Genomic DNA, 18,873 nt, shown 5'->3' with positions numbered 1-18,873 from the left:
AACCCACATTAATACACTCGACTAAACACATTTAATAATGATTACAGCATCATCATGGGGTCAATATGAAAGGCATTGTTCTTGATTTTTCTGTCCAAACCAATACAGGAATTATTTCAGGTGAAGATACGAAGCGCTATCACTTCATTGGTTCAGAATGGAAAGAAACCGTGGCACCACAACGTGGCCAAATGGTCGATTACGACATTAATGAGCAAGGACAAGCAGTTGCGATTTATTTTGAGATAAAGGCAACCTCTACCTTTTCAACTCAAACTACAGAGCAGCCATCAAAAAATGAAGATGATTACAACCCATTTGATTGGTTTGCCAAAGGCTTAAAAAATTATGCTAACTTCAATGGCCGCGCAAGACGAAAAGAGTTCTGGTTTTTTAATTTAGGGGTTGTCCTTTGTAATATGCTTGCAATGATTTTAGATGCAGTCTTCGGAACAGAATTTTTATTTTATGCCTTAGTTTACTTGGCTACTGTAATACCAACACTTGCTGTAAGTAGCCGACGTTTACATGATATTGGGAAATCAGGTTGGTGGTATTTAATTAGCTTAACCATCATCGGTATATTCTTGCTGATCTACTGGTGGGCAAGTGAAGGTTCTTCGAATCGCAACCAATATGGTGAGCCTGCCAAATAAAAAAGCTCATGCCCTTTCTATATACGAAAGGGCAGTTTTCATCTTTATATCTAACAATACGTATTATAAATATGAAGCTTTATCTTAGGTTATACCATGACTCAATTCTTGGGCATGAATCGCATTAAATGTAATCCAATAGAAAATGAATTTTCTATCCAGTTCGTAAGTTTGTCCCGCCTACTACAACCAACTTAATGCTCAATGAATCCGAAGATTCAAGGCATCGGGGTTGATTGGACGGACGGTTTTGAGTTTTTAGGTAAAGATAGAGAAATTTTCTTTATTCTTTAATCTACTCACTTTTATCTAATTCACTTAACTGCTTACAGGCAATCAAGTTAATTTCTATAAACTCATCCCACATATACTGTTTTTTTAAATGTTGCTCATAATAGGTATCTACCCGACACACGTCAGGACGTTGTTCATAGATAGTACATAAATGTGTACCTGTATCATGATGACGGCAAATACCATCACCACGATCAAGATAGGCAGTCAATTCTGAAAAATTAACATGTCGGCAACATGCCCCGCATTGGGTACATGGGAATGATTTTTGCACTTAAAACTCAATTGATTCAACTTTAGGATCATTCATTGCCTGAATAATTTTCTCAGCTTCTTTTAATGGCGATGATTTAACAATGGTAGTAATACTCTCCATTGCTAAATTAACCAAATCCATATTTCCAGATTCAATACCTTTATCTAAACGCTCAAACATTTCATCAATTGAATGACGTCTTTCTTTAAAAGTTTCTGCTAAATATGCTTTTAAAAACTCTGTTTGCTGTTCAATTTTTCCAACATTCACATCTCGCCAAGCATGTATTGCTTCTCTTTTTGTTGTTTCAGTCTGCACAGTCATCCGATATTCATGATGCGCATCTGCAAGCATTTTAAATGCCTGAAAAGCCATATCTGGTGAAGGTTTCGGAATAACTGCGACATTTTTTAGATTTTTAGTAGCTTTCATCAGCTCTTGTTTAGCCATGATATGTACCTTTCTTAAATTTTTAAAAAACCTTGGCAGGTATGCTTAATATTTTTAATAGGTGAACCTTCTTCATCTATAATTCTACAATCCAATAAATCTTTTAAGATTTTAGTATTTGCTATCATCTGTTTAAATGCTTGTGGATCTGAATCATCATTAACCTTCATAGTCTCAAATCTTTGAACCAATTCATTTAACGTATAAGTAACCTCCTTGACGTTCTTTTGAATCCCTTTCAGAACAGTACCCAACAGATCTAATTCTTCAATGGCCTCATCAACTTCAGCTGCATACTCTATAGCTTTGGTTAGTGCCTCTTCTGCTTTACTTGCTAACATAAAGCCCCCTATTGCTAAGGCAGGGCCAGCGACAATTCCCCCTAAAGCAACCATTCCACCTGCCATTCCAAACCCCCCGCTAGCTAAAGAACCACCACCAAGCCAAGCTAAAGTCGCATTTGTTGCTGCAACACCTGAAAGGCCTGATATAGCAGTACCTGTTGATGCTGATGCTAATAAACCAACACTACTATATGCTCCCAAACCTGCTAAAGCACCTCCTGTTGTTCCAGCTAATAATCCTGCTTCAAGTTTTAAAGAGTTAAGAACCATTGCTTCCATTTCTTTAAGCTCATCTATAGAAATAGATGATTCAAAATTTTCCAACTTTCCACCTGCATCTTTAGATTTTTTTATGACATCAATCGTATGTTTAATTTGGTGAGTAAAAATATTTAACTTAAGACGTCCTAATTCTTCTAACGCACTATTCGTCTTTTCCTTTTTCTTCTCTAATTTATCAAGTGCTAAGCCATATTTACTTTCTGCATCGTTGCCTATTTCTTTGGCTTCTTTTAAATTTCCTATGGCTTTAGCCCCTTTAAAGACTCCAGTCGCTCCAAGTGCAGCAGCTGCACCCCATAAAATTACTGGTAATGGCATGATTTTTTTCCTCTTTCAATATAGATTTAAACTTGTGTTGATGAATTGATATTCGATCTCATTAAAATAAAATTTATAAAACCAATATCTTTTAATTAAATAAAATTCAAATATCCTCTCAGTTCCTCTTCCAATTCTTCCTGTAACCTAACAGGATTCACAATCTTTACGTGTGGAATCCAATAACGAACTAAAGGTAAAATTTGCTGGTAATGGCTAATTTGAGTAGAAATCAATAACCCACCATCTTCCAACTGTTTAATCACCTGTTGCTCTGGCAGCAATGCACGTTGTAAAAAATGCATCGCAACATCAGCTTGAACAGTTAAAATGACTTCTGTTTTTTCTGAACCAAACCAAATACTGTCTTCATTGTCCAAATGCTGTATTACATCAGCATCATGCTCAAAGATAAGATCTTGAGATATAGTGATATGGCTAATGCGGCTTAATCGATATGTTTTGAGTTCTTCTTGCTCAGTAGCTGCCAAATACCAACTACCATGATGATGAATCACCCGATATGGCAAAACATGTCTAATCACATTTTTATAAAGAAACTGGACTTGTTGTCTCTGTCGTATAGCAGTATTTAATTGTTGAAAGTGCTCTGTAAAAAGTGATGTATCTTCGAAGGTATAACCTTTTGCTGCATAAGCCTGTGGCTTCTGTTGATCCAAAAGCCCACGTAAAAAAGGAATATTCAATTTCGGGTATAACTTTTGCACACCAGACAACTGTGCAAAATGGACAATGTCTTGCATACCATAGTTACCTAAAGCCATCGGATTTAAATAAACTCGCTTAGTCACTTCATCACGTACAATCGGTAACTCTGTAATTTCCAAACGCTCAAAATCACGCTGTATAGTACGTGGGTGGGTCTTAAATTCTTGCGCCAACTCATGTACGCTCAGTTTTTCACCTGAGTTTAATTTAACAATAATTTTAACTAACCGTTCTGCCAATCGCTCATGTGTTGAAAGGCTGCCTTCCATATTTACCCCTATACCATCCCACTTCATTTTGTTGTTAGATTTTTGATGACGTCCGTTCCGTTTTGATTTTAGAAAGTTCAGGGATCATCTTTTATATAAAAGTATCTAACGTGTATTATTTTCACTCATCACTTTGACAGGTGGTGTCACTCCTTCATTCTTTTTGAATCTTTTTTCAAAACAAATAACTGTTATTTCTAAAAAAATATCAAATATTTGGTTATTCCTTTTATTTGTACTCAATTTGAGTAATTTAGTCAATGTACCATAAATAAGAGGCATGACTAGAAGCATTCACACAGATGAGATGGTTGCGCTTCGAAATTGGCTTAGAAACCAGCGAAAAGCACAAAAGATGACTATGCGTACTTTAGCTGAACGCATGGAAAGACCACATTCGTTTGTACAACGGGTCGAAGAAGGTGACCGTCGTTTAGATTTAGTCGAATATGTTTGGTATTGTTCTGCATTAGGCGTTAACCCACAAACAGGACTAGATTTAGTTATAAAAAGTACGTCATTCGCGCATTCCTAAAATAGACATCCCATTAACCTACACAACACATTAGACAGGCTGTGTCTTTGATAAATTTTTTTCATCACGACATATCCTGTCCTCAGCATTATTTATTCTTCATCCATTACCACTGGAATAGAAGAATATGCAAAAACAGTTATATCGAATTTTTATTATTGTAGGGAGTGTACTCACCACAACATTATCTGGTTGTAAATTGCCAATTCCCTCTGAAGTTAGTGAAGCTTTAGCTAATCTTGGGGCTCGCTTTTCGATACGAGCAATTATTGAAAAATGGGATAAAAGTCAAAATAACGAACTACCATTTCAGCTAAAATCAGGTGAGTTTTATGAAAAAGTCAAAACTCAAGAAGATGAGTTTTACGTGGTACATCGTTTAGGCAACGTAACTGAACACTATTCACTTGATGGAAAATTAAGATGGTCAAGTGCTACGCCAATAACACCTCCACCGAACCTCGAAAAAGAAGTTTCTGCCCTAAACTGGAATGATGCCACCCCCTCTAGTCTTGATGATAACCAGCTCTACCCGGAGTTAAATTTTCCCGATTTCAGTGCTCCTGGTTATCGAAAATATACCGACCCTGAATTATTAAGACAGATCGATACTGAATATCATGCCAGCATAAATTTAAGCTCAAACCCCAAAGACCACGGGTTAAAACCAATTTCATCTGCACCTAAAATAATCAAAGGAATATCTACATTCATGCATGATAATGGCCCTAAATTCGTCAACCAGGCATTTGGTCGGCCTAATGTATCTGATGTGGCTCTTTCATTTGATGGTTGGCTAGAGTTGAATGAAAATGAAATACTTTACCGAGCTGTTATCGATTCCGCTCGCTTTCAATGTACGTGGTATCAGGCGGTAGTAGATACTTTAACCGGGCAGTTAATCTATGAAGAGTTTATGCCTTGCTTTGCGGCAGGTGAAGAAAATTTAGATGCAATCTAAAACATACGCCATAAGACTATCTCCTGAAAGTCTTATAGTTTTATCTGTTTTTATAATCGGCCTATACCCAACAACCCGTACCTTGCTTATGAAATGCGTACGTGAATGGTGGTTTTTTCACCTCCTTATAGCACGCATTAGAACCATTAGATTTTGCCTAAAAAAGGCAATTAATATACTTTAAAACAAATAGTTAAAAATAAGTGTCCACATGATTTCACATCCCCCATTTGCATCAACCGACAGAGTTTGATAGCGTTTTACTTCTCTTAAAAATAAACTCAAAAAAAATGGAAGAACTTATACCTAACCTACTTCTTGAACAAATCAATGGTTATGAAAAAAATATTCTTGATTGTTTTTACTACACTTCCAATAACTTCAAACGTCTTAAATTCGAAGAAATACATGCCTCTATTACATTCGATAATGGGAATCAATACGATAAATCACTTAAAGTTGAATTAATACTCCCTCCATTAGACTATGTCTACCTTCGGGAAGAATTGCTTAAGAACCCATTTCAAATGGGATCGGTAGAAGCAACTTATATTTTTTGTCTATGTAAAGATGCCCGTTCAAAAATACATTCATATTCCTTGATAGAAGCCAATAGCATCATACAACACATTCAAAAGGTTCATGAAACAACGCATAACATCATTAAATCGGGAATAGAATACACTGCTATCTCCCCGTACATGGCATTTTATATTGATGAAAAGCAAACGGAACAATCAACTTATCAGGATAAACTATATTACCTTCCCCATTTTAAAATCCATTTTCTTAAATACGTATTAGATTCCAGTCCTAATGTCTTTGACACCAAAAGTACTCTGATCACCATACGACAAGAAATACAATCTATTCTGACAGACCACTATAAGCAGATCCTCTACAATAAACTTAATGAGAGTGTTCTAGAAAATGGGACTAAATGGAAATCTATTAACTTTGCTGCAATCAGACTTGAAAACAAAATGAATGAGGAAATATCCAATCTAGTTAAATCCAATAAAGAACTTTTCCAAAAAGGCAGACAAGAGTTGATTGAGTATTATATTAAAATGATTGAACGTTTAAACACAGAAATAACAGACAATGCCTGGGTTCAAAAAAATAAAGAAGCACTTACTAATGCTCAAATTAAGATAGACAATCTAACCCAAGTTTTATTAATAGAAAAGGAACTTCTAAACAAGATAGATACTCTTACATTCTTAAATCAAAAAAAATATAGCGCTAAAACATTTAAAATTTGGATAACTAAAAATATATCAAAACCAGAATGGAAAAAATTATTCTTAAAATAGAAATCTAGCCATAAAAAATATTACACTCTCATTATAAAAAACAAACATCTCTTCAAAAAAATCTATTATTAATTCTTCATTTATTCCCTTTAATTATCTTCATCAACGATAGAATTACCGTCATTCCGCCTACAAACAAATTAAAACAAAAAATAAAAGTCAATATCTATACATTACTTTTTTAACCAAATGTATGCTTCACCATAAATCCAACATATATTTGATTTATTTAAAATTATATAAAAATATCACAATGATACAAACATCTATCTTTCTTATTTACCTAGCAAAAGAACAGTTATACGCTGCCTACAGAGTAAAAAAGGAAAGGGAAATGACTTGTCTTTTTAAGGAAAACTCCCCCTTAATTTTTTGCTGCAAAACTAAATATTTTAAGAGGAGACATATTAATTTTATCCAACACTTAAAATCATTAAGTATCCGCATCAATTTGAACAACTTTTTGTTAAAAATTATCGCTACAGAAGTGATTTTTTAATAAAAAAGGAGGAGATAAATATAGGAATTAAAATCTAATTATTAATTATTTAATTTAAGTATCAATAATTATCTAATTAATAATAGTTTCAAGTGTAATTATTTAATTAACAATCTGAGTGTTATTGTTTAACAAATAACACCAGATAAATAAATATTTATTGTGAGAAATATAGCCAATGGTAATCAGAAAAAGGAGACCAAACAAAATACGAGAACCGGTTATTCCGCATCACTTGCTTGCAGCAATGATACGAGAGAGTCAGCTTATCTTGTCACCCACAGATGATGACACCACCCTGATTTTCAGTGATTACCGGATCGACTACATGTTGTTGTGTGGACAAATGGTTGAAGCCATCAAGAGGAATAGATCACCACCAGCAAAGATTATTTCAATTGACGAACCCGACCCCAAAATCGTTTTGAAATATTCAAAATGGTTTAAGCCCTATGTTCCTTTCTTTGACATGCTCATAGATTGTGACATATCGGACTTTAAGGATTTTGAGGTCTGTAATGAGATTCAGGCTTTTTTTGAAGCAAAAGATAAACTGCAAACTCAGTATCCACAATTGATTGGTGTATATGAGGGGTGTTTTGCATTAGGGAAGGAAACTTACCTAAAACATAGAATTCAACCACTCAATCAGTTTATCAAATTAATTCGTGAAGTATTAAATAGCCCGAAACACAGGTCTGCAATTGCGAAACGAGAACGGAAAAGTAGAGACGAATTTCGTTCATTAAAAGAATGGATTGATGCTCACTTTGAAGTCTATAGCAAATTACTGGTCATTCGGATTGATCTGGCATTAAAGCCACCTCAATCCAGTCTGATCGATAACAACTTGGTGGATTTTAACAACGCCTTTCATTCTCAGCACAACCTGAACTACCTCAAGAACAGGGTCAAGAGAATTAGACACAACAAAAGCAACAACAAACTACTCCAGAAGATTGTTGGCTTTGCATATAAGTTCGAGCACGGTGTCCGCAAAGGGATGCACATTCATGCCATGTTTCTGGTTAACGGCCAGCCCCATGAGCGCGATGAGTATTATGCAAATGAAATTAGCAACTACTGGATCAAACTGACCAATGGTCAGGGATATACCTACAACTGCAACCGTGAAAAAAAACAGTATGTAAATTTAGGAATAGGTCCAATGGAATACTACGATATTGAAAAACGCACTAACCTACTGATTTGCCTGCAATACATGAGTAAATCAGCTCAGTTCTTTATGTTTAAACCTCTTGCTGAAGTCGCTTATCGAGCAATCCAAAAATCAGCAGCTCCACAAAAGCGGTCTAAAGCCGGACGTCCACGTAAATACCCTAACCCTGACATTGTACTGCCTAAAACAAAGAAGTGCAGCAAGGAAGGAGGTGAAAAATGAACCCGCTCAATAAATTCGGGCAAGCAATGGCATCCCAGAATGTAAGGATGATGTTACAAGAATCCGTACCAAGATTACCACGACCTGTTGACCCACCAACTCCTTCAATTGGTGATTTCTATGCCTATTGTAATTACTTTACGAAATGTAATACAAACAAATTAAGCAAAATTGACTATTACCATGGATATCATCCTAAGGTCAATTTAACACAACTCGGTAAGAATATTCATGAGTCTGTCATGTTCGCTTTGTACTCACCCGTTGCCCATTTGCATACCCAAGGCCTTATATTGCTCTCTCCTCTTAGCAGTCTTGTACTAAATAAAATTCAAGAACATGCTCTACCTCAAATCAATATATATGATCCACCAAATGAACCTCGGTTCAATAATTTTATTGCCGATATTCACTATACTGCAATGCAAGGCAACATCAGAAAACAAGAAAAAAACTGGGAGACTAGACAAAAGGTTGCGACTTCCAATTTCAATCTTTGGCTCATGTCTGTATTTGAACAGTCTAGAGGTTTCTATATTGAAATATATGACATTAAAGAGCCTGATGAGATACATCCAAAATCACCAAAAGATAGTCTTCTTTTTGAAGTACACGTTAAATCTATCGTAAAAGAACACAAATATCGGCCAGAGGTAATCTCAATCATCTCCAAGTGGACCATCATGCCATCTGGTCAGTTAATTTTGAAAGTTTTTGTTTTGGTTGAGTGCAACGATTCTGATCACTTACTTAGTGAGCCTAATGAAGTATCTGGAAAGCTACATACTACTCCCGAGAATCAGGGCTTCGTTATCATTGAGCGAGTTCTTTTACCCGAGCAACTTCAGCCCAATTTCTTTCATCGTAATGCACCCAACTTCGGTAACCATATGCAACGTTTGGAATCTTACTTACTCCATACGGATTATTACCTAAGAATTGGTGACATGAAGCCAACAATGGAAATCCTTTATACCCGCAATAACGACAAATTACCTGGCATGCGTAAGGAGCGTTCAAAATGATCGAAAATCGCTACCGTGTAAAAGACCTCGTAAACTATCCGGAACGTCAGGCAAAAGACTATATTGATCGTGGTGGTCGCCATCGTCGATTATCTTATAAACCCGCAACAAAGGGCTTATTGAATATCGCAGAATCTACATTCTGGAAAATGGTTCGCAGGGGTGACTTTCCACCACCCACCTATCTGACAGCAAGTATGCCAACGTGGACAGAAAGCCAAATTAATACATGGCTTGAGGCTCGTAGTAGTAGGGCTGCATAAGTCAGTAAAGCCTGTCTCTATGACAGGCTTTTTCTATATATTATGAATAAGTAATGATTCCAAATAATCCGCCCACTCCTGCATCATCTCACGACGATTATTCAAGAACTTAGTTCGGTTATAGGCTGTACCATTGTTGTCCTTAACTTTATGGGCTAACTGATGTTCAATAAAATCTACACGTTGCTCTAAAATCTCATCCAACATAGTACGAGCAGTTGCCCTGAAACCATGTGCTGTCTGTTCACCACCGTAACCCAGACGCTTTAAAGCTGAATTGATGGTATTGTCAGAAATAAATGTTTTTCCATCCCGCCCCACAAAGATATATTCACTGTAAGGATGTAAATCAATAATTGACACAATCAGATCAAAGGCCTGATCAGATAAAGGCACAATATGAAGCTGCTTGGTTTTACTGGCTGTAAATTTAAAACAACGCTCCTCACGATAGAAAAATTCCTTTTTCAGCTTTCGTATCTCCCCCGGTCTCTGAAAAGTCAATACTGAGATTTTTAGCGCAACCTGTGTCGTCAGTAAGCAACGAGGATACAATTTGGAGTAATTCCAGATTTTATTCAACATAGGAGCTAAGTCCTGCTCTTCTGTCACTGCTGCAAAATTTCCACCCTGTGGTTTTGGCAGTTCAATATCCTCAATAGGATTGTACTGAATTAGCTTTTTCTTACGTGCCGATTTAAATATTTGATTGAGGTCTGATTTAAGACGTTTGGCAACAGACAAAGCACCACGTTCTACAATACGTTTAAATACCTTAATCTCAAGTATTTCCAAAGTAAGCTGAGGAAAGGTTAGATCGCCAATATAGGGATAAACATCATGCTTTAGACGACGGATCGTTTCTTCATCCTGTTTTTGTTCAAGCTCACGCTTATGCAACCATGATTCAGCAACAACACGAAAGGTATTCTCTGCTTCTTTTTGTTTTTGTGACTTGGTTTCAATCCGCTCCATTGCTGGATCAAAACCTTGCTTAATGAGCTTCTTATATTCATCTCGAATGGTACGAGCATCATCTAGCGAAACTTCAGGGTAAGTACCCAAAGATAAATCGTTGCGCTTGCCTAAAAATGGGCGTGTATAATTGAATATCCAGTATTTGCTACCACTCTGATCAATACGCAAATACAAGTTTCCCCCATCTGACAATTTATACATTTTATCGGGGTCAGGTTTAGCTTTTTTAACTTGTAAAGAACTAAGCTTGTTTATTCCACGAGTCGCCATAATTCAGACATAAAAAAATGCAGTAAGAAATTATCTTACTGCATTTTTTACTACTTTATAACCGCTCATTGACGTACTGCGTCATAGCTCGTTATATCGTTCATTTCCAACTTTAACCTTATAAGTCAACCACTTACATAGTGTTAAACAGTGTCAGAAATTTGAATTTGGCGGAAGCGGTGAGATTCGAACTCACGGAGGACTCACACCCTCGTCGGTTTTCAAGACCGGTGCATTAAACCGCTCTGCCACGCTTCCATGTGCGTAAGAATACAAAGCTTATTCATTTTATTCAAGAAAAATATCATCGCTTTGTGTTCAAGTGCATATTGTTTCATCAATTTTACAATCGAGCAGCTAATTCTGCTCCTTCTTTGATCGCACGCTTCGCATCTAGCTCTGCTGCGAGCTTTGCTCCACCAATAATATGGTAGTTCGCTATAGTCGACTCACCTTCTTTTGGCATCAAGTCTTTTACCGACTCTTGACCCGCACACACTACAACCGTGTCTACACGTAAAAGCTGGTCTTGACCATTGTGCTCAATCCAAAGCCCTTCATCAGTGACAGCTTTATATTGCACACCACGTAACATACGCACGCCATGCTTTTTAAGCTGTGCACGGTGTACCCAACCTGAAGTCTTGCCTAGGCCAATACCGAGAGGTGTTGTTTTACGTTGTAGTAAATAAATCTCGCGGATTGCTGGTTCAACTATTGGTGGCTGCATACCACCTTCAGAAACATAGTTCGGATCTGGGTCTACCCCCCATTCACGTTGCCACTCGGCTAAAGGTTGAGGCTGTGGTTGATGTGGAGGTTTAAGTAAAAACTCAGATACATCAAAACCAATACCGCCTGCACCGATCACTGCTACTTTTTGTCCAACTTCTGCCCCTTTTAAAACTTGAGCATATGAAAGAACTTGTGGTGCATTGCTTCCTTCAATTTTTAATGCCCGAGGGATTACACCAGTAGCAACAATCACTTCATCAAAACCTTCGCGTTCAAGCTGCTCACGATTCACACGAGTATTTAAACGTACATCCACTCCTGTTTTTTCAAGTTGTACTTTGAAGTAGCGAATCGTTTCGTGGAATTCTTCTTTACCTGGTACAACTTTGGCAAAGTTAAACTGACCGCCCACATCTGAAGTTGCTTCAAATAGCGTCACTGCATGGCCACGGCTTGCAGCAACAGTTGCCGCGGACATACCTGCTACACCACCGCCTACAACAGCAATACGTTTAGGCTGCTTGGTTTTTAAATAAACCAGTTCTGTTTCATGGCCTGCACGTGGGTTCACTAAACAAGACACGCGCTTATTTTTAAAAGCATGGTCTAAACAGGCTTGGTTACAAGCAATACAGGTATTAATTTCATCAACACGGTTAGTCGCAGTCTTATTTACCCAAAATGCATCGGCCAATAAAGGGCGTGCCATTTGAACCATATCAGCTTTGCCAGTTGCCAAAATCTCTTCGGCAGTTTCAGGCATGTTAATACGGTTTGACGCAATAATCGGAATAGAAATATGTTGTTTTACATGTGCCGTGTAATCGACAAAAGCGGCTCGAGGCACAGATGTTACAATGGTCGGTACACGCGCTTCATGCCAGCCAATGCCAGTATTTAATAAAGTCACACCTGCCTTTTCTAAAGCTTTTGCAACAGTAACTACTTCTTGCATGGTGTTCCCATCATGCACAAGGTCGAGTAGAGACAAGCGGAAACAAATAATAAACTTCTCACCAACTTTGGCACGAATCGCTTTCACAATCTCGACTGGAAAACGCATCCGGTTTTCAATTTCACCACCCCAACGGTCAGTACGCTGGTTAACGTGGCTACTTAAAAACTGGTTAATTAAATAACCTTCCGAGCCCATAATTTCGACACCGTCATAACCTGCTTTTTTGGCAATGTCAGCGCACTGAGCGTAATCTTCTATTGTGCTGAGAATATTTTTTTCAGAAAGCTGACGCGGTTTAAATGGTGAAATTGGAGATTTAATTGCCGTTGAAGACACAACAAATGGTTGGTAACCATATCGGCCAGCGTGCAAAATCTGCATTAAGATTTTAGAGCCATGTTTATGAACAGCATGGGTTACCAAACGGTGCTGAGGAACATCAAAGAGACTGTTCATGGTTCCACCCGCAGGTGCCAACCATCCCTGACGGTTCGGAGAAATACCACCTGTCACAATCAGGCCAACCCCACCTTTTGCACGCTCTTCAAAATAAGCTGCCAGTTTTGGGTAGTTAAAAAAACGGTCTTCAAGTCCCGTATGCATGGATCCCATCACCACACGGTTTTTAATGGTGGTAAAGCCTAAATGTAATGGTTTTAATAAATTGGCGTAACTTGTCATGCTGCGTCCCAATAATTTTTTGCAACTTGTTGCATAGTACTTTAATACTTTTTTGATAATTTTGGATGACCCAGAATTATTTTTTATTCGAGATTATGGTCAATCTATATATAAAGAAGACAATCCCATATTTTCTTCAAATAATAAATACCAATCAGAACAAGTGAATTAATGATTTTTTTGCCAAAAAAAGCACCATGAATAGTGCTACAATAGCCGCCATTCAGAATTCTCGAGACCACCTCAACGGGGTCTTTTTTATAAATGTTAGGATTAGCAATGACTGATAATGCAACTATCTTGCAGCATGTACCAGTAGGCAAAAAAGTTGGGATTGCCTTCTCCGGAGGCCTAGACACTTCAGCTGCTTTATTATGGATGAAACAAAAGGGTGCAGAGCCTTATGCATATACTGCAAACTTAGGCCAGCCTGATGAAGATGACTACGATGCAATTCCAAAGAAAGCAGAACAATACGGCGCTGTAAAAGCTCGCTTAATTGACTGCCGCTTACAACTTGCACTTGAAGGTATTGCTGCAATTCAGTGTGGTGCATTCCATATCAGTACAGGTGGTGTTCCTTATTTCAATACGACTCCATTAGGTCGTGCAGTAACAGGTACAATGTTAGTTACTGCAATGAAAGAAGATGACGTAAACATCTGGGGTGACGGTTCAACTTACAAAGGTAACGATATTGAACGTTTCTATCGTTATGGTTTGTTGACCAACCCGAATCTTAAAATTTATAAGCCTTGGTTAGATCAAAACTTCATCGATGAACTCGGTGGCCGTGCAGAAATGTCACAGTTCCTGATCGACAACGGTTTTGACTATAAAATGTCAAAAGAAAAAGCGTACTCAACTGACTCAAACATGTTGGGCGCAACTCACGAAGCAAAAGATCTTGAATATCTAAATGCTGGTATCAAAATCGTTGACCCAATTATGGGTGTTGCTTTCTGGAAAGAAGAAGTTGAAATCAAACCAGAAGAAGTAACTGTACGTTTTGAAGAAGGTGTACCTGTTGCATTAAACGGTCAAACTTTTAACAATCCAGTTGAGCTTATTCTTGAAGCAAACCGTATTGGTGGTCGTCATGGTTTAGGTATGTCTGACCAAATCGAAAACCGTATTATCGAAGCGAAATCTCGCGGTATTTATGAAGCACCGGGTATGGCCCTTCTTCATATTGCTTACGAGCGTTTGGTTACTGGTATTCATAACGAAGATACGATCGAACAATACCGCATTAACGGTTTACGTTTAGGTCGTTTACTTTACCAAGGTCGTTGGTTCGATTCTCAAGCACTTATGTTGCGTGAAACTGCACAGCGTTGGGTTGCTAAAGCTGTTACAGGTGAAGTTACTCTTGAACTGCGTCGTGGTAATGACTACACCATCATGAACACTGAATCTCCAAACTTAACGTACGAAGCTGAACGTTTAACAATGGAAAAAGGCGATTCAATGTTCTCGCCTATGGACCGTATTGGTCAGTTGACTATGCGTAACCTCGACATTACCGATACACGTGCAAAACTTGGTATCTATACAGATGCTGGTTTACTTTCAATCGGTCAAGGTTCTGCTATTCCTCAATTAGACAGTAAGAAAAAATAATTTTCTTATAGCGTCAAAAAAGGCTACCTATTAAGGTGGCCTTTTTATTTTTAATAATTTATTTAGGCAATTTCGGCGACTTGTAAAGGCTGATAATAAATCTGGTTACGCCCAAGCTGCTTAGCCCGATATAAAGCTTGATCGGCAGCATGAATTAAATTTTCCTGAGTAACTTTCAAGCCCTCTGTGTAAACAGTAAAACCCAAACTAATCGTTACATGCGTAGAGACCAAAGATGCAGCATGAGGAATCGCTTGGCGCTCAATCGCTTTATAAATATTGGCAGCCACAGCATATGCACCTTGAGCAGGTGTTTTTGGCAAAAGAACCACAAACTCTTCTCCGCCATATCGGGCAACAAAATCAACATGACGAATCGAATTTTTAATTGCAGAGGCAATAGATGAGATGACTTTGTCCCCCATCTGATGCCCATAAAAATCGTTATAGTTTTTAAAAAAATCGATATCAATAAATAAAACGGCCAATGGTCGTTGCTCTTGCTTTGCTCGATAGTAAAAAAAGTCAAACATCTCATCGAAAGTACGTCGATTAGAAATTTTAGTGAGTGCATCTTGCTGACTTAAATGAAGCAATTCAGATGCCTCAATACGTAAAATCTTTTCGTTAAGCTCAGCAAGCTGATTATTTAAAAAAAGACTTCTTTCCCTAGACGTAAGCATCGTACTAATTGAGAAACCTAGAATACAGCTACCAAACAGTGCCCGCCCTAAAGCAATGTAGTCACAATTCGCTTGCAGTAGAATCAATGAAGAAAAAACAAAAATTGCGGCTGTTAAACCCACATAAAGCATATGTAGAGGCTTTATACCGCTCAAAATAAAGCCGAGCATATATAAAAAAGAAAGTAGTAACATCGACTGATTTTTTAGAGCGATATTTCCTACACTAAGCAGTAACATTGCATTGAAAATAATGGTAAAAAATACAATCCCGCACGCAGCGATATAAAAATATTCAGTGAGTTTTTTAAACTTGGCAAAAACCCAAAATAGCAGCAGCGCACAAGCAATATTAATTGCACTCAGTAAGCAGTAAATAAAATCCCAAGTAATGTAAGGTACGCCAATCACTAAGTAGTCTGTAGGGAGCGCTAATAAAATAAAAATTAGATAGGTGAGAACGCCACTTGCTAAAAATTTGGAGATATTTTGTTTAGTTCGTTCAAGATTTAAGCACCAGAACTTTTTTTCTAATTGATGAGGCAAAGGTGTATTGGCATAACGATGGGTATGTAAAGTTACCAGATATTCTATTTCTTCTTTTGCTTTGAGTAATTCCTGTACATTTCCCCTATTTACCACTACCCGATTCCTACCTCTTACACATTAACAAAATATAACATTATTTTTTGAGGCCTCTTGCGCTTTATTTTGCCATTTGTCCGTAATTCTCGTTACCATTTTCACACTTTATCGATTATCATTTGTTTTATTTCGAAGTTTGAACTGCCTTGGACTCTATTACCCTGCTCCAGCCAGATGACTGGCATGCACATTTACGTGATGGTTTAGCATTAAAACGTACTGTACCTGATTTGGCTAAACAGTTTGCTCGTGCGATCTGTATGCCAAACCTTGTTCCACCAGTAAAGACTGTGGAAGAAGCACTGGCTTACCGTGAACGTATTCTTGCTCATGTTCCAGAAGGTCTCAATTTTGACCCGCGTATGGTGCTTTATTTTACTGACTTCACCTCACCAGACGAAGTTCGTAAAATTAAAGAATCTGGACATGTAAATGCAATTAAACTTTACCCAGCGGGCGCAACCACCAATTCTGATAATGGTGTGAGTGATATCCGTAAGGTTTATGCAGTTATTGAACAATTAGAAGAACATCAAGTTCCGTTATTACTTCATGGTGAAGTAACTCATAACCATGTCGATATTTTTGACCGTGAAAAACGCTTCCTTGATGAAGTACTCAACCCACTCTTAAAACAGTTTCCAAAACTTAAAGTGGTACTTGAGCACATTACAACAAGCGATGCGGCTCATTTTGTTTTAGAGCATGACCGTAATGTTGCGGCAACAATCACTCCCCAGCATTTATTATTTAACCGTAATGATATGTTGGTCGGTGGCATTAAACCGCATTTTTACTGTTTGCCAATTTTAAAGCGCCAAACACACCAAACAACTTTGCTTGAAGTTGCAACGAGTGGTAACCCTAAATTTTTCTTGGGTACAGACAGTGCTCCTCACTCACAAAATGCAAAAGAAAATGCGTGTGGCTGTGCGGGCTGTTATAGTGCACCTAATGCAATTGAGCTTTATGCCCAAGCATTTGACCAAGTGGGTAAATTAGAGCGCTTAGAAGGTTTTGCTAGCCATTTTGGCGCAGACTTCTATGGTCTACCACGTAATACTTCTACCATTACTTTGGTAAAAGAAGATAACCTTGTTCCAGAATCTTTTGATTATTTAGATGATCAAAAAATTATCCCGCTGCATGCCGGGAAAACGCTGCAATGGAGAAAAGTGTGACACAAGAAACCTCTGTCCCGGTCATTGGCCAACGTTTTCGTGGCTTCTTACCTGTTGTTGTTGACGTTGAAACGGCAGGTTTTAATGCCCAGACAGATGCATTGCTAGAAATTGCGTGCATTCCGATTGTGTATGATGCTCAGGGACAATTTGTCCCTGGTCCAGCATTTCATGCGCACATTAACCCATTTGAAGGGGCTAACCTCGACCGTCGTTCGCTAGACTTTATTGGTATTGATCCATTCAATCCAATGCGTATTGCAATGGCTGAAGATGAACGGACTGCATTACGCCGTATTTTTAAATCAGTCAATGAAGTTCGCAAACAGCAACACTGCACTCATGCAGTTTTGGTCGGTCATAACGCTCATTTTGATCTTGGTTTTGTTCAAGCAGCAATTGCACGTACAAGCACAAAAAACCAGAACCCTTTTCATAGTTTTTCAGTCATGGATACAGTTACTTTAAGTGCTGTAATGTTTGGACAAACCGTCCTTGCTAAAGCCTGCATTCAAGCTGGAATTGAGTTCGATGGTAAAGAAGCACACTCTGCTTTATACGATACTCAGAAGACTGCTGAACTGTTTTGCTATATTTTGAACAAACTGTCTCCTTACCTACTTGACAGTTTGGTGGCGGCTTCTTAAGATACCGCCATCCTCAACGTCCCTATCGTCTAGAGGCCTAGGACATCGCCCTTTCACGGCGGTAACCGGGGTTCGAATCCCCGTAGGGACGCCATATTTTTTCTATAAAGAATCATTTCTTTAAATTATTTATCTCACTTCAAATTTTATCCATGAGATAAATTTTTTATTTTCAAAATCAAGACTTCAACTTTACTTCACCAATATGTTGAGTGGGTTGTACACTTGGATCATCTTTCTCAATAATTATTGCATCAGTAACTAACTTTGTTTTTGTTAAATCTGGTTCTATTGAAACTTGAGCTAATGAACTTGATACAATATTAAAATCAGCATGTATTTGTGCAAGCTCTGGTGTTCTTTTATAACGTACAACTCTAAAACCAGCTTCCTGAATCAAAGCATCTCGCTCTGCATCAAACTTTTCTTTCCCCTTATGGCTAGAATCATCTAACTCAACAATAGCAACTATATTAAATGCTTTATCCAACACAATAAAATCAGCAACTTTGCGATTAAACAAATTACGTGTCGCATATCCTTGTGCTGTCATAAAAGCACTAAAAGCAACTTGTGCCAAAATAATATGTTCAGGCAAGCCTTCTCTTAGCTTTATAAAAGTCGGTTGTTCATTCATAGTAATGATACGCTTTCCCTTAATTGGGTTACGTTTTGCATTTCGATTTTTACTTTCCCCTTTCTTTAAAACACTTAAAATTGCCAATATAATTATGGTCAACAAAACCATGCCGACAAGCATAGACATTAAACTTCCCCTTGATAAAAATAAAAAACAAACTGATCTTTAAAAAATACAATTTTAAAACGGCTAACTATAAATTATTTGTTTGATTTTAAAAGCTATTGTTTTAT

18 protein-coding genes and 2 tRNA genes are annotated in these 18,873 nt (G+C 37.7%); 11 read left to right on the top strand and 9 right to left on the bottom strand.

Annotation, left to right across the window (positions count from 1 at the left end):
• Positions 1-65 precede the first annotated feature (65 nt).
• Positions 66-656 (top strand): DUF805 domain-containing protein, encoded by a 591-nt coding sequence (locus tag F886_RS07775; protein WP_005303474.1) that lies wholly within the window; start codon positions 66-68, stop codon positions 654-656.
• A gap of 295 nt (positions 657-951) precedes the next feature.
• On the opposite strand, the gene F886_RS07770 is transcribed toward F886_RS07775, so the two are convergent.
• The 4 genes from F886_RS07770 to F886_RS07755 form a co-directional block, all read right to left on the bottom strand.
• Complete coding sequence (locus F886_RS07770; protein WP_005303469.1) at positions 952-1,224, bottom strand: YkgJ family cysteine cluster protein; 273 nt, start codon at positions 1,222-1,224, stop codon at positions 952-954.
• Entirely contained in the window at positions 1,225-1,656 is a 432-nt protein-coding gene (locus F886_RS07765) for a hypothetical protein (protein WP_005303468.1), read from the bottom strand. It abuts the gene before it with no gap.
• 14 nt (positions 1,657-1,670) lie between these two features.
• Positions 1,671-2,600 (bottom strand): hypothetical protein, encoded by a 930-nt coding sequence (locus F886_RS07760; RefSeq protein WP_005303467.1) that lies wholly within the window; start codon positions 2,598-2,600, stop codon positions 1,671-1,673.
• A 95-nt stretch (positions 2,601-2,695) separates the two neighbouring features.
• Positions 2,696-3,598: a helix-turn-helix transcriptional regulator gene (locus F886_RS07755; RefSeq protein ID WP_005303466.1), complete on the bottom strand. Its 903-nt coding sequence runs from the start codon at positions 3,596-3,598 to the stop codon at positions 2,696-2,698.
• A gap of 280 nt (positions 3,599-3,878) precedes the next feature.
• Between F886_RS07755 and F886_RS07750 the strand changes: the two genes are divergently transcribed.
• The 6 genes from F886_RS07750 (at position 3,879) to F886_RS07725 (ending at position 9,599) form a co-directional block, all read left to right on the top strand.
• Complete coding sequence (locus F886_RS07750; protein WP_005303465.1) at positions 3,879-4,133, top strand: helix-turn-helix domain-containing protein; 255 nt, start codon at positions 3,879-3,881, stop codon at positions 4,131-4,133.
• A 127-nt stretch (positions 4,134-4,260) separates the two neighbouring features.
• On the top strand, positions 4,261-5,094 hold the full coding sequence (locus F886_RS07745; RefSeq protein WP_005303464.1) for a hypothetical protein: 834 nt from the start codon (positions 4,261-4,263) through the stop codon (positions 5,092-5,094).
• Positions 5,095-5,384: 290 nt separating this feature from the next.
• A complete protein-coding gene (locus F886_RS07740) occupies positions 5,385-6,410 on the top strand; it encodes a hypothetical protein (RefSeq protein ID WP_005303463.1) in 1,026 nt (341 codons plus the stop codon).
• A gap of 677 nt (positions 6,411-7,087) precedes the next feature.
• The gene (locus tag F886_RS07735) at positions 7,088-8,311 is read left to right on the top strand and encodes an inovirus-type Gp2 protein (protein WP_034591006.1); all 1,224 of its coding nucleotides are present in this window, start codon (positions 7,088-7,090) and stop codon (positions 8,309-8,311) included.
• Between the two features lie 50 nt (positions 8,312-8,361).
• Positions 8,362-9,336, top strand: coding sequence for a hypothetical protein (locus F886_RS07730; RefSeq protein WP_228129966.1), 975 nt, complete (start codon positions 8,362-8,364; stop codon positions 9,334-9,336).
• The gene (locus F886_RS07725) at positions 9,333-9,599 is read left to right on the top strand and encodes a helix-turn-helix transcriptional regulator (protein WP_005303459.1); all 267 of its coding nucleotides are present in this window, start codon (positions 9,333-9,335) and stop codon (positions 9,597-9,599) included. Before F886_RS07730 ends, F886_RS07725 begins: the two co-directional genes overlap by 4 nt.
• Positions 9,600-9,632: 33 nt before the next feature.
• Here F886_RS07725 and F886_RS07720 read toward each other — a convergent pair whose 3' ends face one another.
• The 3 genes from F886_RS07720 to F886_RS07710 all read right to left on the bottom strand — a co-directional run bounded on the left by F886_RS07720 (position 9,633) and on the right by F886_RS07710 (position 13,221).
• Positions 9,633-10,847 carry a tyrosine-type recombinase/integrase gene (locus F886_RS07720; protein ID WP_005303457.1) on the bottom strand — a complete coding sequence of 405 codons (1,215 nt, stop codon included), beginning with the start codon at positions 10,845-10,847 and terminating at the stop codon, positions 9,633-9,635.
• 168 nt (positions 10,848-11,015) lie between these two features.
• Positions 11,016-11,105 (bottom strand) — tRNA-Ser (locus F886_RS07715).
• Positions 11,106-11,190: 85 nt separating this feature from the next.
• Positions 11,191-13,221, bottom strand: coding sequence for an NADPH-dependent 2,4-dienoyl-CoA reductase (locus F886_RS07710; protein ID WP_005303455.1), 2,031 nt, complete (start codon positions 13,219-13,221; stop codon positions 11,191-11,193).
• 264 nt (positions 13,222-13,485) lie between these two features.
• Between F886_RS07710 and argG the strand changes: the two genes are divergently transcribed.
• Positions 13,486-14,844, top strand: coding sequence for an argininosuccinate synthase (gene argG / locus F886_RS07705; RefSeq protein WP_009390370.1), 1,359 nt, complete (start codon positions 13,486-13,488; stop codon positions 14,842-14,844).
• Positions 14,845-14,906: 62 nt separating this feature from the next.
• Here argG and F886_RS07700 read toward each other — a convergent pair whose 3' ends face one another.
• On the bottom strand, positions 14,907-16,169 hold the full coding sequence (locus tag F886_RS07700) for a GGDEF domain-containing protein (protein WP_005303451.1): 1,263 nt from the start codon (positions 16,167-16,169) through the stop codon (positions 14,907-14,909).
• 149 nt (positions 16,170-16,318) lie between these two features.
• Between F886_RS07700 and pyrC the strand changes: the two genes are divergently transcribed.
• From pyrC to F886_RS07685, 3 genes are all read left to right on the top strand, one after another.
• Positions 16,319-17,353, top strand: coding sequence for a dihydroorotase (gene pyrC / locus F886_RS07695; RefSeq protein ID WP_004793881.1), 1,035 nt, complete (start codon positions 16,319-16,321; stop codon positions 17,351-17,353).
• Positions 17,338-18,000: a ribonuclease T gene (gene rnt / locus F886_RS07690; protein WP_002117536.1), complete on the top strand. Its 663-nt coding sequence runs from the start codon at positions 17,338-17,340 to the stop codon at positions 17,998-18,000. The genes pyrC and rnt overlap by 16 nt, the downstream gene beginning before the upstream one ends.
• Positions 18,001-18,018: 18 nt before the next feature.
• Positions 18,019-18,094, top strand: a tRNA-Glu gene (locus F886_RS07685).
• A gap of 84 nt (positions 18,095-18,178) precedes the next feature.
• Here F886_RS07685 and F886_RS07680 read toward each other — a convergent pair.
• Complete coding sequence (locus tag F886_RS07680) at positions 18,179-18,766, bottom strand: DUF2726 domain-containing protein (protein ID WP_005303449.1); 588 nt, start codon at positions 18,764-18,766, stop codon at positions 18,179-18,181.
• Between the last annotated feature and the right edge of the window lie 107 nt (positions 18,767-18,873).

It is taken from the genome of Acinetobacter sp. NIPH 542, from assembly GCF_000369825.1.
Classification (GTDB): domain Bacteria; phylum Pseudomonadota; class Gammaproteobacteria; order Pseudomonadales; family Moraxellaceae; genus Acinetobacter; species Acinetobacter oleivorans.
The sequence above is the reverse complement of the archived record's forward strand: the minus strand, read 5'-3'. Positions and strand labels throughout refer to the sequence as shown.